This window comes from Rhodococcus sp. NPDC077669, from assembly GCF_040686915.1.
GTDB classification, from domain to species: domain Bacteria; phylum Actinomycetota; class Actinomycetes; order Mycobacteriales; family Mycobacteriaceae; genus Rhodococcoides; species Rhodococcoides fascians.
In genome coordinates this window covers 82,187-97,623 of record NZ_JBFBMD010000011.1, presented here as the reverse complement: position 1 = coordinate 97,623, position 15,437 = coordinate 82,187, and the positions used below count along the sequence as shown (strand labels likewise).

The 15,437-nt window shown below is 64.9% G+C and carries 13 protein-coding genes; 6 read left to right on the top strand and 7 right to left on the bottom strand.

Translation table 11 applies throughout. From position 1 onward, the window contains the following. Positions 1 to 419 precede the first annotated feature (419 nt). Positions 420 to 995, top strand: coding sequence for a transglycosylase family protein (locus AB0P23_RS15050; protein ID WP_032401398.1), 576 nt, complete (start codon positions 420 to 422; stop codon positions 993 to 995). 143 nt (positions 996 to 1,138) lie between these two features. On the opposite strand, the gene AB0P23_RS15045 is transcribed toward AB0P23_RS15050, so the two are convergent. Beyond that, a complete protein-coding gene (locus tag AB0P23_RS15045) occupies positions 1,139 to 4,099 on the bottom strand; it encodes a UPF0182 family protein (protein ID WP_196250463.1) in 2,961 nt (986 codons plus the stop codon). Between the two features lie 276 nt (positions 4,100 to 4,375). Between AB0P23_RS15045 and AB0P23_RS15040 the strand changes: the two genes are divergently transcribed. After that, positions 4,376 to 4,954 carry a PPA1309 family protein gene (locus AB0P23_RS15040; RefSeq protein WP_155288788.1) on the top strand — a complete coding sequence of 193 codons (579 nt, stop codon included), beginning with the start codon at positions 4,376 to 4,378 and terminating at the stop codon, positions 4,952 to 4,954. Between the two features lie 15 nt (positions 4,955 to 4,969). Here AB0P23_RS15040 and AB0P23_RS15035 read toward each other — a convergent pair whose 3' ends face one another. Beyond that, on the bottom strand, positions 4,970 to 5,995 hold the full coding sequence (locus AB0P23_RS15035) for a PDZ domain-containing protein (RefSeq protein WP_032366559.1): 1,026 nt from the start codon (positions 5,993 to 5,995) through the stop codon (positions 4,970 to 4,972). 144 nt (positions 5,996 to 6,139) lie between these two features. Between AB0P23_RS15035 and AB0P23_RS15030 the strand changes: the two genes are divergently transcribed. From AB0P23_RS15030 to AB0P23_RS15020, 3 genes are all read left to right on the top strand, one after another. Then, positions 6,140 to 7,543: a zinc-dependent metalloprotease gene (locus AB0P23_RS15030; protein WP_032366328.1), complete on the top strand. Its 1,404-nt coding sequence runs from the start codon at positions 6,140 to 6,142 to the stop codon at positions 7,541 to 7,543. A 123-nt stretch (positions 7,544 to 7,666) separates the two neighbouring features. Then, entirely contained in the window at positions 7,667 to 8,554 is an 888-nt protein-coding gene (locus AB0P23_RS15025; RefSeq protein WP_032372873.1) for a hypothetical protein, read from the top strand. Between the two features lie 95 nt (positions 8,555 to 8,649). Beyond that, entirely contained in the window at positions 8,650 to 9,960 is a 1,311-nt protein-coding gene (locus AB0P23_RS15020; protein ID WP_032366327.1) for an AarF/UbiB family protein, read from the top strand. Positions 9,961 to 9,994: 34 nt separating this feature from the next. On the opposite strand, the gene AB0P23_RS15015 is transcribed toward AB0P23_RS15020, so the two are convergent. The 3 genes from AB0P23_RS15015 to AB0P23_RS15005 all read right to left on the bottom strand — a co-directional run bounded on the left by AB0P23_RS15015 (position 9,995) and on the right by AB0P23_RS15005 (position 13,038). Next, positions 9,995 to 10,315 carry a WhiB family transcriptional regulator gene (locus AB0P23_RS15015; RefSeq protein WP_032401423.1) on the bottom strand — a complete coding sequence of 107 codons (321 nt, stop codon included), beginning with the start codon at positions 10,313 to 10,315 and terminating at the stop codon, positions 9,995 to 9,997. 153 nt (positions 10,316 to 10,468) lie between these two features. After that, positions 10,469 to 10,780, bottom strand: coding sequence for a hypothetical protein (locus tag AB0P23_RS15010; RefSeq protein ID WP_032366326.1), 312 nt, complete (start codon positions 10,778 to 10,780; stop codon positions 10,469 to 10,471). 143 nt (positions 10,781 to 10,923) lie between these two features. Next, positions 10,924 to 13,038 (bottom strand): ATP-dependent DNA helicase UvrD2, encoded by a 2,115-nt coding sequence (locus AB0P23_RS15005; RefSeq protein ID WP_032401402.1) that lies wholly within the window; start codon positions 13,036 to 13,038, stop codon positions 10,924 to 10,926. Between the two features lie 112 nt (positions 13,039 to 13,150). Here AB0P23_RS15005 and AB0P23_RS15000 point away from each other — a divergent pair, with 112 nt between their 5' ends. Then, positions 13,151 to 13,420: a mycoredoxin gene (locus AB0P23_RS15000; protein ID WP_283541549.1), complete on the top strand. Its 270-nt coding sequence runs from the start codon at positions 13,151 to 13,153 to the stop codon at positions 13,418 to 13,420. A gap of 7 nt (positions 13,421 to 13,427) precedes the next feature. On the opposite strand, the gene nudC is transcribed toward AB0P23_RS15000, so the two are convergent. Next, on the bottom strand, positions 13,428 to 14,330 hold the full coding sequence (nudC, locus tag AB0P23_RS14995; protein WP_032370929.1) for an NAD(+) diphosphatase: 903 nt from the start codon (positions 14,328 to 14,330) through the stop codon (positions 13,428 to 13,430). 23 nt (positions 14,331 to 14,353) lie between these two features. After that, positions 14,354 to 15,421, bottom strand: a complete 1,068-nt coding sequence (locus AB0P23_RS14990; RefSeq protein ID WP_027496550.1) for a potassium channel family protein — start codon at positions 15,419 to 15,421, stop codon at positions 14,354 to 14,356. Positions 15,422 to 15,437 lie beyond the last annotated feature (16 nt).

The window sequence follows — 15,437 nt, the reverse complement described above, 5'->3', positions numbered from 1 at the left end:
GACGCGCGGCCGAGCCGACCCGAACAGCACGTTCGCAGCCCCTCGAAATAGTGCTCCGGGTCTCTTTTCTTGCGTGTTTCGAGTCACATAACGGTCGGGTCACGAAGGTGAAACATTCCCGCCACAATGCGGCTCGAGCTGCACGAACAGGGGGCCCAATCCCACTATGTGGACGGTCGGCATCCCATATCCGCTCAGTGACGGTGAGTGAATCCTCGACTACCTTCACGGACGGCCCTAAACCGCTGGGCTTGCACCACCCCGCCGCTTCTTTCGCTCTGCCCCGCGGGTGTGGTCCCCAATACGTACGGGGGCAGAGCCGCGACGATACGAAGTGCCTGGTCGTCATCGCCATCACCACCGGCGTAACGATTCGCAGGCCAGTCGCGCCAGTCGAGCGCGGAGAGGATTCACCCCGCATGACCACTCAGAACAACTTCGGTAAGCGCGCACTCGGATTGGCCGCCATCGCCGGCGCAGCCGTCGCCATTCCGCTCGGCGTTTCTGCCGGAACCGCCAACGCAGCCCCCCACAACTGGGACGGCGTCGCACAGTGCGAGAGCGGTGGCAACTGGAGCATCAACACCGGAAACGGCTACTACGGCGGCCTGCAGTTCTCGCAGAGCACCTGGACGGCCAACGGCGGAACCGGATCCCCGGCCAACGCCTCCAAGGCCGAGCAGATCCGCGTCGCGGAGAACACCCTGCAGAGCCAGGGACCGGGCGCATGGCCCGTTTGTGGTCAGCAGCTGACCACCGGCACCTCGGCAGCCGAGCCCGAAGCGGCACCGGCACCGGCTCCTCAGGCAGCACCGGCACCGGCACCGGCCCCTGCGCCTGCGCCTGCCGTCGCACCCGAGGTCGCAGCAGCTACACAGGCCGCTCAGGGCGCATTCGATGCAGCATCCAAGCTCGCAGACCAGTACGGCCTGAGCACCCAGTTCCAGCACTTCGCTGCTGCGAACGCTCCAGTGCTCGCGCCCATCGGACGCTGATTCACCGGCAGTTCGCTAGAACTGCCTCGTTCCGCTCGCAGTGGATGCCCAGCGCATCCGATGTAGCGAACAACGACAGAGCCGCCTCACCGATTCGGTGAGGCGGCTCTGTCGTTGCAGTCAACCCGGTGGAACAGTGCCGATCAGCTACCGGCCCGGTTGTACGCGTCGACAGCTGTCTGCAGGTTCTCCAGCGCGGTGCCGAGCTGCGCCAGGTTGCCGCTCTGCTGTGCGGTGCGCACGGCGGAGAGTGCGTCGTTCAACCCGGTGACAGCGGCGTCCCTGGTGGTCGACCCACCGGTGGACGGAGCCGGATTCGCCGGCGTCGAACCGCCCTCGGACGGGGTCGTCTCGGGTACGGCACCCGGCTGGGTACTGCCGTCGGTCTCCCCCGGCGCCGTGACGGTCCGTCCGGCACCGGCCCCGAATACCTGCTCGATGGCCTCGGGCAGCGTGGCGGCGTAACCGACACGACCCTCGTACGAGACCAACACCCGGATCAACTGCGGGTACGCCGACGCCTCGTTGGTGCGCGAGGCGTAGACCGGCTCCACATAGATCAGACCGCCGTTGCCCACGGGCAGGGTCAGAAGATTGCCGAACTCGACAGTGTTCTCCCGGCGCACGATGCCGAGGCTTTCGGAGACGTCCGTCGTGGTCGTCATCTGGTTCTGTACCTGATTCGGGCCCTGAGTGGACGTATCGGTCGGCAGCCTCAGCACGGTGATCTTGCCGTAGTTCTCCGGATCCGAATCCGCGCTGACATACGCGCCCAGCACTTCTCGGCGATACCCCACCAGCGCACTGGTCAGCTGGAACGAGGCCTGGTTCTCCTCGTTGGAGATATCGGACGCGACGACGTAGTACGGAGGCTGCTTGGCGGCAGTGTTCTCCGCGGTCGGGTCGGTCGGAACCTCCCAGAACGCGTTATTGGTGAAGAACTCTCGCGGATCGTTGACGTGGTATTTCGTCAGCAGTTCACGCTGAACCTTGAACAGGTCCTCCGGGTACCGGAAGTGATCCCGCAATTCCGGAGACACCTCGCTCTTGGGGATGACCGTTCCGGGGAACACGCCTTCCCATGCCTTGAGCACCGGGTCGTTCTCGTCCTGCTCGTACAGCTTGACAGTGCCGTCGTAGGCGTCGACGGTGGCCTTGACCGAGTTCCGGATGTACGAGACTTCCCGGCTCGGCAGTGCGCGCGTCGTCGTCGACTCGATGCTGTCGGCAGTGGCATCCTCGAGCGACATCCGCTGGGCATACGGGAAGTTGTCCAGCGTTGTGTAGCCGTCGATGATCCAGACGAGCTTGCCGTCGACGATCGCTGGGTACGTCGAACCGTCGGTGGTGAGCCAGGGCGCGACCTTCTGCACGCGGTCTCGGGGATCACGGTTGAACAGAATCTTCGATTCGTCACCGATCACACTCGAGAACAGGATGTTGCGCTCGGCGTACTTGCTCGCGAACACGAGTCGGTTGAAGAAATTGCCGACGTCGACACCCGCTGCACCGGTGTAGGAGTAGCTCTTGCTGTCCGTGTCGTACTCACGGGGTTCGCCGGCCGAGCCGACGATGGAGTAGTCGGCGTCGGAATTCGCGATGACCGGGCCGAAGTAGATGCGCGGCTGATCGAGGTCACCTGGGCCGTCCTTACGCACGGTTCCCTCGGCGTTGTTCTCGATCCAGTTCACCTGGTAGTTGGGATAACCACCACGCCCGCCGCTGGACTCGTCGGCGACAGCCTCGTCGACGGAGTTGGCAGGAGCAGCAACGAAGCCGTTTCCGTGAGTGAACACGGTGTGGCGGTTGATCCAGTCACGCTGGTTCGCGTCGAGAGTCTGCGGTGAGATCTCACGCGCGGCGACGACGTAGTCGCGGAGGTTGCCGTCCGCGTCCGGGTAGCGGTCGACGGCCAGTGTGTCGGGGAATCCGTAGAAGTTACGGATCTGACGCTGCTGAGTGAACGTCGGCGCGAGGATGTTCGGATCGAGCAACCGGATGTTCGACATCGTGGCCGACTCCGATGCCACTTCGCTCGGGCTCAACGACGCTTCACCCGAATAGTCGCGGTACGAGACCACGTCATCGGTCAAGCCGTACGCAGACCTCGTTGCCGCGATGTTGCGCTCGATGTACGTGCTCTCCTTGTCGGCCGCGTTCGGACGAACCGAGAACTGTTCCATCACCAACGGCCAGACGGCACCGATGAGGATCGACGACAACACCAACAGGGCTGTGGCCAAGGCGGGGATTCTGAGGTCACGAAGGAAGATGGCCGCAAAGAAGGCAACAGCACAGATGACCGCGATGGCCAACAGAATCAGCTTCGCCGGCAGCACCGCATTGATGTCGGTGAAGCTGGCACCGGTGAACGTCGGCTCCTTACGACTGCTCGACAACAACGTGTATCGGTCGAACCAGTAGGCGATGGCCTTGAGCAGGACGAAGGTGCCGGCCAGCACAGCGAGCTGAATCCGCGCCGCGCGAGTGAGCGCTCCTTCTCGGCCGGCGAGACGAATGCCGCCGAAGACGTACTGCGTCACCAGATTTGCGAAGAATGCAACCAGGATGGCAACGAACAGCCAGTTCAGGATGAAGCGGTAGAACGGCAGATCGAACGAGTAGAACCCGACGTCCAGGCCGAACTGCGGGTCGGTCTGGCCGAAGTCGCCGCCATGCAGAAACAGCTGCACGGTGACCCAGTTCGTCTGCGCGATCATGCCGGACAGGAAACCGAACACGACCGGGATTCCGATGCCGAACAACCGCAATCGGCTCATCACCGTGGTGCGGTATCGAGCGATCGGATCGTTGGGTCCGGCCACCGGAACGAACACCGGGCGATTGCGGTACGCGACGACCAGCGCGCCGAAGACGATGAGCCCGACGACGACCGAGACGACGAGGAAGATCACCAACCGGGTCAACAGAGTGGTGGTGTAGACGCCGCGGAAGTCGACTTCTCCGAACCACAACCAGTTCGTGTAGATATCGATCAACCGCGGACCGATGAGCAGCAAAGCTGCTACTACCAAGGCCAATACGAGCAAGATCCGGCTTCGCCGCGACAACGACGGCATACCGGTGGGGGGCCTCATGCCCACGTGCCACACTCCAACTTCGGGCGACGCCGATGGCGCCGCAGATGACTGTCACGGCGCACCTCGCGTGCGCCGCATGTCCGTTTCGCCCTACTGTACGTACGTTGATCCTACGGCTGTGACGCCCGTACTGCGGCCCCGCCGGATCGCAGGTCAGGAGCATCGACATTCGTGGAACCATTCGGATGCGAGGATAGTGCGGTGAGCAACGACAGTGACGGACTGCCCGGCCAGGAACATTTCGGAGACGACTTCGACCCCGAGTCGGGCGGACCCGGCATCGCCGAGGCATTGGCGCGGTGCGCGCGTGAGGTGGCGGACTTCGTCGACGCGGGCGGGTGGGGCCAATCGCCCCAGATGTTCGCGCTGGTGCCCACCGCTGCCCTCGCCGCGGCAGAACCCGGCCTGCTCGACGATCTGGCCGACGGTGCTGCACTCACACCGATCCAGCAACATTCGTTGCCCGAGGACATCACCGGCGGCTCCCCCGCCCTCGACGAATTCCTCGCCACGTCGACGTGGCCCGAGGGCGTCGTGGGATGCGCACTCGTCCAGGAGATCGTCGTACTCCCCCCGGCGGCGGAGTCGGCACTCGACGATGCGCTGATGCCGCTTCTCGCAGATCCCGACGCGGCCGACAACGCGGCGCGATCGGCCGCCGAGAACCATCCCGAGAAGCGTGACGCGCGGCTGATCGTGGCAGTGCTCAAGGACGGGCCGTCGTTGACGTTGTTGCAACTGCATCCGGACGAGGACGCCGATCCGTTCGCTCCCATCGACCTTCGCATCGCCGAGGACCTGGCACCCAACGTCGTCCACGGTCTGTACGCGACGTTCGATGTGGTCGACGACGAATAAATACGACCGAGCGGGTCAGCTACAGGTCGGAGCGTCTTCGCCCGACCCGATCGCTCGGAGCGAGTCGATCGCGTTGTCCAGCGATTCGACTCGCACCAAGCGCAGACCGTCGGGCACGTTCTGTTGCGCCTCACCACAATTGGCGTCGGGCACCAGGAACGTGGTGGCCCCTGCCTCACGAGCTGCTATCAGCTTGTAGGGAATACCGCCGATGGGGCCGACCGTTCCCGCTGCGTCGATCGTGCCGGTTCCCGCCACGAATTCGCCGTTGCTCAGCTCGCCGGGACTCAGTTTGTCCACCACCGCGAGGCTGAACATCAAGCCGGCGGACGGACCACCGACGTCGGCGAGATTGAACTTCACGTCGAACGGAACGTCGGGCTGCTCCTCGGGCGTCACACCGAGATATCCCTTGGACGGGTCGTCCGGCCTGGCCCCGAGCACAACGGAACCCGTACGAGGGGCACCATCACGCACGTAGTCGATGTCGAGCGAATCGCCGGGTGCCTTGGCGCTGACGGCCTCGCGAACCGCGCCTGCCGTCGAGACGGGGGTGCCGCCCACCGCAACCAGAGTGTCTCCGATGTTCAGCACGCCTGCGGCGGGGCCGTCCTGGGCCACGCTCGTCACCGACAGTGACACAGGGAGGTCGAGGTGATGCAGAGCGGCGAGTTCGGCACTGGATTCCGATTGCTCGAAATCGGCCTGATTACCTTCCTGCACTTCCTCTTTCGACTTGTCCGGTGGGTATACCTCCTCACGAGGGACCAGTCCCTGACGCCCACTGGCCCAGAACCCGAGAGCCTCGAAAAGATTGAGCTGATCCCGCACGGCCACCGTCGTCATGTTCAGATGGCCTGCGGTGGGGTCGACGTCGGTGCCATCGATCTGGACTACGGGCACGCCGTCGACGTCACCGAGAGTGTTGTAGGTCGGCCCGGGGCCGAGTGCCGCGAACGGAACGGTGACGACCGAGCCGGTGACGCCCAGCACCACGACCGGTACCAGCGCTGCGACGAGTGTGGCGATCCTTCGGTTCACTCGGTAGACACTAGATCCGAACGTGCGGCGGCGTGGATACCGCCCCTGCCGGAGCCCGACGCACGATGCGACGAAGCCGTTCTGTTCGCCGTCAGCGTGACGATCTTTCGCGCTCCGAGTGCTCATGGCTTGTACCGTTGAGCCATGAGCAATTTTGGTTTCGGTGCTTCCGACGACGACCCGGACAAGAAGAAGGATCCGGACGGGTCGGGTAACCCCGCCGGTTTCGGGTTCGGGGCCGAGGGCTTCGACCCTGCACAACTGGGCCAGATGCTCACCCAGTTCGGCCAGATGCTCAGCGGCATGGGTGCCGCGGGGTCGGGCGGATCGTCGGCCGGACCGGTCAATTACGACCTCGCCAAGCAATTGGCCCGACAGCAGATGGGCGATTTCAGCCCGGTGTCGGCCGGGGAGCGTGAGGCCATCACCGAGGCCGCCCACCTCGCCGAGCTCTGGCTGGACGGTGCCACCACATTGCCTGCCGGTGCCACCAAGACTGCAGCGTGGACGCCGGTCGACTGGCTCGACAACACCATCGACACCTGGAAGCGGCTGTGCGATCCGGTCGCCGAGCAGATTTCGGGCATGTGGACCTCCGGGTTGCCGCCGGAGGCTCAGCAGATGGCCGGACCGATGATGGGCATGCTGACCCAGATGGGCGGAATGGCGTTCGGCTCGCAACTCGGTCAGGCACTGGGCCAACTGTCGAAAGAAGTCCTGACCTCCACCGACATCGGTCTCCCGCTCGGCCCGTCGGGCACGGCCGCGTTGCTACCGTCGGCGATCGCGTCGTTCAGCGAAGGTCTCGAACAGCCCGAGCGTGAGGTGCTGGTGTTCCTGGCCGCCCGCGAGGCTGCACACCAGCGGCTGTACAGCCACGTCCCGTGGCTGCGCCAGCGGGTTCTCGCCACTGTCGAGGAATATGCTCGCGGCATCCGCATGGATTTCTCGGCAATCGAGGAAGCCGCTGCCGGGCTCGACCCGTCGGCGCTGACGGATCCGTCGAAGATCGAAGCGCTGCTGCAGCAGGGTTCGTTCGAGCCGCAGACCACACCCGAGCAGAAGCACGCTCTCGAACGTCTCGAAACGTTGCTGGCACTGGTGGAGGGCTGGGTGGAGACCGTGGTCACGGCCGCACTCGGCGACCGTCTCCCCGGCGCGGTTGCCCTCGCCGAGACCATTCGCCGTCGCCGCGCCTCCGGCGGCCCGGCAGAGCAGACGTTCGCGACGTTGGTCGGTCTCGAGTTGCGTCCCCGCAAGGTGCGCGAGGCCGCCGATCTGTGGCGCCAACTACTGGCCGCCGCGGACGTGGAGGGCCGCGACGGGGTGTGGGCACACCCGGATCTCCTGCCCGACGCATCCGACCTGGACAATCCGGCGGCGTTCATCGATCGAGTCGTCGGCGGCGGCACCTCCAGCTTCGACGACCCCATCGCGCAACTCGAGGCGATGGAGGCAAAGGAGGCCGCCGAACGAGCGGAACACGGCACGGACGACGCCTCGGAGGACGGCGACGACCATCCGGACAAGGGCTCTTCCACACCCTGAACCCGGACGGCGCACACCAATGCCGTCAGTCCCGTCGAACGCCTGCTCGAAGCCTATTTTCCCCTGTGGATAACGTGCTCCGAGCGGGCGTTTGCCGTCGGACCGAGTGTCACAGTGTGGTTCATGATCACATCGACCGTTCGACTCGATCCCGCGGTGGCCATCCTGCCGCGACGGGACGGAACCGTTCAATTGGGGTGGAGCCCCGAGACCAGCGTCGTCGTCACTCCCCCTCCCGGTGCGGAACCGGGCTCGATACTCGAGATCCTGCGGCTTCTCGCGGCAGGACGTTCCCGGCCTCACATCGTCTGTCACGCAATGACGTTGGGTTTGTCCGCGAACCGAGTGTCGTCGATGCTGGCCGAATTGGACGATTCGGGCCTGCTCGTACACGGCACGAGTGGCCCGGCGTCGAGCAACGCGGACGCTCCGTCGAGTGAACTGCGCGACATTCGTTCCGTGCATCTCGTGGGCCGCGGGCCGCTCTCGGATGCGCTGACCGCCGGGTTGCGGCGCACCAGTGTCGCGGTGACCAGAACGAGCCTGACCCCGACACGCTATCCGCACCTCGCCGTGAACTCGTGGCAGTACGACGTGGTCGTGCTCACCGACGACCTCGTCGCCGAGCCTCGCCTGGTGACCGATCTGGTGCGGAAAAGGATCCCGCACCTGCAGGTGCGACTGCGGGACGGGAAAGGAATCGTCGGCCCGTTCGTGGTGCCCGGACAGACGAGTTGCCTGCGCTGCGCCGATCTCACCCGCTGTGATCTCGACCCGGAGTGGCCGCACCTGTCCGCACATCTGCTCGGCACGGTGGGCCAGGCGAGTACCGCCACGGTGTTGGCCACGGCGGCGTTCGCGTTCGCGCAACTCGAAACCCTCATCGATCGCACGGACGGAACGATGCCCGAAACCACCGACTGCACGATGGAGCTGAGTTTCGCGGCCACCGGTACGTCCGTGCACAAAAGACAGTGGACGCGACATCCGCATTGCGATTGCTGGTACTGACGACACGGTCACTCGACCACCCGCCCACCTCGGCCGTCGAGGCCAGGGTTTCACCGGTCCGAGCATTTGTCGGAAGGTTCAGCCATGATGGAGCTGTGTCAGACATACCGCGCCGTGGATCCACTCGTACCGCGAAACTAGCCAGCATTCCCCTGGGAATGGCCGGACGTGCCGCGATGGGCTTCGGAAAGAAGCTCGCCGGCGGAAACCGCGACGAGATCGACGCGGACATGGCCGCCAAAGCAGCCGAGCAACTCTTCTCCGTACTCGGAGAGCTCAAAGGCGGGGCCATGAAGCTCGGTCAGATGCTGTCAGTGATGGAAGCCGCCGTCCCCGAGGAGTATTCGGAGCCCTACCGTGAGGCACTGACGAAGCTGCAGGCTCAGGGCCCGCCCATGCCGGCCAAGACGGTGCATCGCGTACTCGATCAACAACTGGGTACGGCGTGGCGATCACGGTTCGAGAGTTTCGACGACACCGCTATCGCCTCGGCCAGCATCGGCCAGGTCCACCGAGCTACGTGGGCGGACGGGCGCGACGTCGCGGTCAAGATCCAGTATCCGGGTGCGGACGACGCCTTGCGGTCGGACCTCAAGACTCTGTCTCGTTTCGCGAATCTGTTCAGTACGGTGCTCGCCGGTACGGACGTCAAGCCCGTGCTCGAAGAGCTGACGGCGCGCACCGAGGACGAGCTCGACTACCGCATCGAGGCAGCCAATCAGCGCGCCTTCAGCAAGGAATTCGCGGGCGATCCTCGGTTCGCGGTACCCAAGATCGTCGCCAGCGCCCCGAAAGTGGTTGTGAGCGAATGGATGACGGGCAGACCCCTGGCCGATGTGATCGCGCACGGAACTGCGGACGAGCGTAATCGAGCCGGCGAACTACTCGCGCGGTTCGCGTTCGAGTCTCCCGCACGCGCGAAGTTGTTGCACGCGGACCCACATCCGGGAAACTTCATGATGCTCGACGACGGCCGAATGGGCGTCATCGATTTCGGGGCATGTGCTCCGATGCCCGACGGCCTGCCTCCGGTCCTCGGCCGGATGGTCGCACTCGCTCGTGACGACAAGTTCGACGAACTGGTCGAACTGTGCACCGAAAGTGGCTTCGTGGTGCCGGGTCGCACGGTGACGGAGAAGGAAATTGCCGATTACCTTCGCCCGTTCACAGACCCGATTCACACCGAGTCGTTTCACTTCACTCGGGCGTGGCTGCAGAAAGCGGCAGGCACCGCAGCCGATTTCAACAGCGCACAGTTCCGCACCGTTCGCTCGCTGAACATGCCGCCGGAGTACGTGATGATCTTCCGGGTACTGGGTGGCCTGGTGGGAATCTGCGCGCAGCTCGACGCCTATGCGCCGTACATGGCAATTCTGACGGAATGGTTGCCCGGCTTCACCGAGTGAATCACTCGGTGAAGCCGGACCTCCGGATCGAGCTTCATGCCGCGTTCTTACGTGGCCGTCCGCGAGGACGCTTGCGTGCGATGACAACACCCTGTTCCAGGATCTCGCCACCCCATACGCCCCATGGCTCGGCGCGATCCAATGCGGCGCTGAGACAGGTTCGGCGGATGGGGCATTCGGCGCACAGCGCCTTGGCCTGCTCCAATTCGGCAGGGGTGTCGGCGAACCACATGTCGGGGTTCGCCGCTCGGCAAGGCACCGACAGCTCGAGCTCCGCCGATTCGGCGAAACTTGTTGCTGCGTAGGCGGTTTCGGACTCTGGTCGGCATGTCGTCCGGATCGTGGCGGTTGACACGTCGGTCTCCTCTACTTTTCGTGCGGCGTCGTTATCGGTTCGAGGGGTGATGCGAACCATGTCGGCCTCACGCTCGGGTAGAGGATCTACCTGAACGACAAAGGCCACGGTCCGCGAGTGCGGGTCCGTGGCCTGGTGGGCAAATCGAAGCGTCTACCTACAGTGAAGTCGGTATCTGCTGTCGAACACGGACGCGCGTGGTGCGCGGTGACGTCGATGGGTGTACACAGCGGGTGCTGCCAACGCCAGGACGCCGGGGGCGGAATTCGACCCGAGGGCTTCCGATGCGGACTGGTGCATCGGGCCGAAAGCGGTGGGACGAATCCACGTCTGCGCAACCGAGCCGGCGGCTACGGCCGCAGCAGCGGGCGTACCGACCAGCGCATCGCCGAAGGGCGTTGCACCGCAGACAGGGCTGAGCACGACGGTTGCTCTTGCACCGGCGATGTCGAATGTGTCGATCATGTTCTTCAGCTCCTGTTCTGGTCTCGTGGGCGGACTGGGCAGTGTGCGGTCTCCCGCGACACGAGAAACAGACTAAGCCCCCCGCCGAGATCTGCACAAGTTATTTTTGACCAGCAGTTTTACGGCGTCTGTTCGGTAGACGGTTACCGGTCGGAGGACCGCACCACCGTGAGCACGTCCTCGCCGAAGCGCTCGAGCTTCTTGGCCCCGATTCCCGGTATCGCAACGAGTCCACGCTCGTCCTGCGGTTGCTGTTCCGCGATAGCAGTCAACGTGTTGTCACTGAACACGACGTATGCGGGCACCTTGAGTTCACGAGACTTGTCCAGGCGCCACGACTTCAACGCGTCGAGCAGGGCGATGTCCACGTTGGACGGGCAGCTATCGCATCGTCCGAGCATCGTGGCCGACGTCCCGATCAGCGGCTTACCGCAGATTCTGCACTTGGGCCCCGACCTCTTGGCCGCGGGTGCCGCGATGCGCGACGCGGGCGAATCCTCGGGCACCAATCCGACGAGGAATCGGGAGCGGCGACGCGACTTGCGCCCACCCTCGTTACGGGCCAGGGCCCACGACAGGTGCAGGTGGACCCGCGCCCGGGTGACACCCACGTAGAGAAGGCGACGCTCTTCCTCGACGGCGGCCTCGTTGTTCGCACTGGGATCGTTGCCGATCGCGTGAGATATCGGCAGCGTTCCGTCGGCAAGCCCGACGATGAACACTGCATCCCACTCGAGCCCCTTCGCCGCATGCAGCGAGGCCAGCGTCACGCCCTGCACCGTCGGTGGATGTCGCGCCTCGGCGCGAGCCGCGAGTTCACCGAGAAGTGAGTCGAGGGTCAGTTCGGGGTCGTGCACCAACAATTCCTCGGTGAGTTGCACGAGACCTCCCAGGGAGGCCCACTTCTCCCGCGCCTGCGCACCGGTCGGCTCGGTAGCGGTCAACCCCAGTGGAGCCAGCACGGCCCGAACCAGACCGGTCAGGCCGTCCCCGGAACGAGACCCGTCGGGTAGATCGTCTCGGCCAGCAGCCTGGCGCAGTGCATTGACTCCCTGCCGCACTTCGGGTCGAGTGAAGAAACCCTCGCCGCCGCGAACCTGATAGGGAATCTTCAGCTCGGTCAGGGCCTGCTCGTGCGCCTCGGACTGCGCATTGATGCGGTACAGAATTGCGATCTCGGCAGGCTCGACGCCTTTCGAGATCAACCTCTTCACCGCGCGTGCCACTCCGTCCGCTTCGGCGGGCTCGTCGTCGTATTCGAAGAACTCCGGCTCCGGACCGGAATCACGCTGACCGATCAGCTGCAGCCGAGTGCCCGCAATGCGACCCCGCGCGGCACCGATCACGCGATTGGCCAACGACACGACCTCCGGTGTCGATCGGTAGTCACGTTCGAGACGGACAACGGTGGCCTCGGGATACTTGCGAGAGAAGTCGAGCAGGTAGCGAGGGGACGCTCCGGTGAACGAGTAGATCGTCTGATTCGCATCACCGACGACGGTGAGGTCGTCACGATCGCCCACCCAGGCGTCGAGAACCCGCTGTTGGAGCGGCGTCACGTCCTGATACTCGTCGACGACGAAGCAGCGATAGCGTTCGCGGAATTCGTCGGCCACCGAGGAGTGCTCTTCGAGCGCCGCGGCGGTGTGCAGCAGCAGATCGTCGAAGTCGAGCAACATGCCGTCGCCGCCGCGAGATTTGAGTTCTTCGTATCCCGCGTACACCGCAGCGACCTTGGCTGAGTCCATGGGCACGTCGCGTCGGTTGCTCGCCGCTATGCGCGGGTAGTCCTCGGGAGCGATCAACGAGCCTTTCGCCCACTCGATCTCGCCCGCGAGGTCGCGGATGGCGTCGGTGGAGGTGGACACGCCGGCCCGGTTCGCCGCCTGCGAGACGACGGTGAACTTACGGTCGAGCAACTGCCACCCGGTGTCACCGACGACCTGTGGCCAGAAATATTTGAGCTGGCGCATCGCGGCAGCGTGGAAGGTACGAGCCTGCACCGGAGGTCCCTCTCCCCCGACTCCGAGTTCTCGAAGACGGCCGCGCATCTCACCGGCCGCGCGCGCGGTGAAGGTGACCGCCAACACCTGGCCGGAGGACACGTGCCCCGCGGATACGAGATGCGCGATGCGTCGAGTGATCGTGCGAGTCTTGCCCGTTCCGGCCCCGGCGAGCACACAGACCGGACCGCGAGGGGCCAGCACTGCCGCGGATTGCTCCGGATCGAGACCGGCAGTCATCGCGTCGTCAGCCATGGGTCCATTGTGTCAGTGCCTACCGACAGCGATGTCCGGGCCCGACGCCGCCGAGACTCGCCGAGGCCGCCGTCACGGAACAATCACCTGCGCCCTGCTGTTGACTGTCTGCGTGACCACTACCGAGAACACCCCACAGATCCCGGCCGCGCTGACCGTCTACTCCACCACCTGGTGCGGGTACTGCCGCCGGCTCAAGACTCAGCTCGACGAGGCCGGAATCGCCTACTCCGAGATCGACATCGAGCAGAACCCCGAGTCCGCCGAGTTCGTCGGCAGCGTCAACAACGGAAACCACATCGTGCCCACCGTGCAGTTCGCGGACGGATCGACGGCAACCAACCCCAGTCTCGCCGAGGTCAAGCGCGCTCTGTCGCTCTGATCGGGCGTCAGGTCGTCGCTGCCCACGCCTCCAGCATCCCGCGAGCGATCGAGATGGATCCGGGAAGCAGCAATCGAGACGTCGACTCCGATCCCCAGTCGCCCAGTTCGAGGGCGGCGACGACCTCGGTCCGCTCGAACCAGTGCGCCTCGGCGATCTCGCCGTCCTGGAACGCGAGCGGCTGATCCGGGTCGGCGACGGCCGAGAAGCCGATCATCACCGAACGCGGAAACGGCCACGGCTGACTGCCCAGGTATTCGATGCCGGAGACGTCCAGCCCCACTTCTTCCTTGATCTCTCGCGCGACGCAGGTCTCCAGCGATTCGCCGGCCTCGACGAATCCCGCCAGCACCGAGAATCGACGTTCGGGCCACATCGGCGCGCGCGCCAACAGCACTCGATTCGCGCCGTCGTGAACCAGGCAGATCACCGCAGGATCGGTGCGCGGAAACTCTTCGTGACCCGAGGACGTGCTGGTCCGCGACCAGCCTGCAGCCGACGGAACGGACGGAGCGCCGTCGAGCGAGCTGAACCGCGCACTGGCGTGCCAATTGAGGATGGCCAGAGCCCCGGTGACCATCGACAGCGACACACTGTCGAGGCGCTCGCCGTCGGTTCGCAGGTCTCCCAGCGTGCCCTGAAGTAGTTCGACGCGTCGGGTCCACAGGTGCCGGTCGCCATGAATTCCGAGGAAGACCGCGTCCTCGGTCGGTTCCGTGGCCACGTCTGCGGCGTCGACGAAGACCAGACCGCCGTCGTCCACTGCGAATCTGCCGCGACCGTCCACGTCGAGTATGCGAGCCGTGGACCAACCGGCGGCCAGTGCCGCTGTGTCGCGGCGCAATTCCTCGGCCCGGTCGAGCGGTGATCGAGACAGTCGAGGTGGATGGACGAGCTGAAAATTCGGCACGCTCACGACCCTACTGGGCCTGCTCAGTCGGCCACGCGACGGATGTACAGCAGTCGGTCGGTTGCCTCGATCGCGTCGACCTCGGGTGATCCGACCCGGAACAGCTTGCCGCCCCGAACCACTCCCAACACGATGTCGGCCAGGTGACGCGGTGAACCGCCCACCTCGTCCCGCTCCACCTCTCGCTCTGCGACGGCGAAGCCTGCCTCCGGGGTGAGAAGATCCTCGATCATCTCCACGACGGACGGTGTGGACGTGGCAATTCCGAGCAGCCGACCCGCAGTTTCGGACGAGACGACCACCGAGTCCGCGCCGGATTGGCGCACCAGGTGCGTGTTCTCGGCCTCTCGGATCGCCGCGACGATCTTGGCCTTCGGAGCGATTTCTCTGGCCGTCAGCGTCACCAGGACCGCCGTGTCGTCGCGATTGGTCGCCACGATGATGGCCGCGGCATGTTGAGCGCCCGTGAGCCGAAGCACATCGGACTTGGTGGCCGAGCCGTGGACGGTGACCAGACCCATCGCCGAGGCCGCGTCGAGCACGGTCTGGTCGGTGTCGACCACGACGATGTCCGAGGCCGACACTCCGTCACCGAGCATCGCGTCGACTGCGGTTCGGCCCTTGGTACCGAAACCGATGACCACGGTGTGATTGCGCACGCTGCGTCTCCATCGCTGAATTTTGAATGCCTGTCGAGACCGCTCGGTGAGAACCGACAGCGTGGTGCCGACCAACAGAATGAGGAACAGGACTCGTAAGGGGGTGATGACCAGAATGTTGACCAGCCGCGCAGACGGACTCATCGGCGCGATGTCACCGTATCCGGTGGTCGACAACGACACCGTCGCGTAATAGAACGCGTCGAGGAACGACAGCTCGCCGTTCTGATTGTCGCTGTAGCCGTCGCGATCGAGGTAGACGACGAACGCCGCGAGAAAGAGAATTCCCAGCGCCATCAGAACCCGCTTGTAGATCGCGCTCCACGGGCTGGATTCGATTTCCGGAACCCTCAGCACACCTACCAGCGCGAAATCGGGCTTGTCGGTCAACGCGCCGCTGTCCCCCAGGCGCGTGCGCAACCTACCTCCCACGTCGCCCACCGAGGTG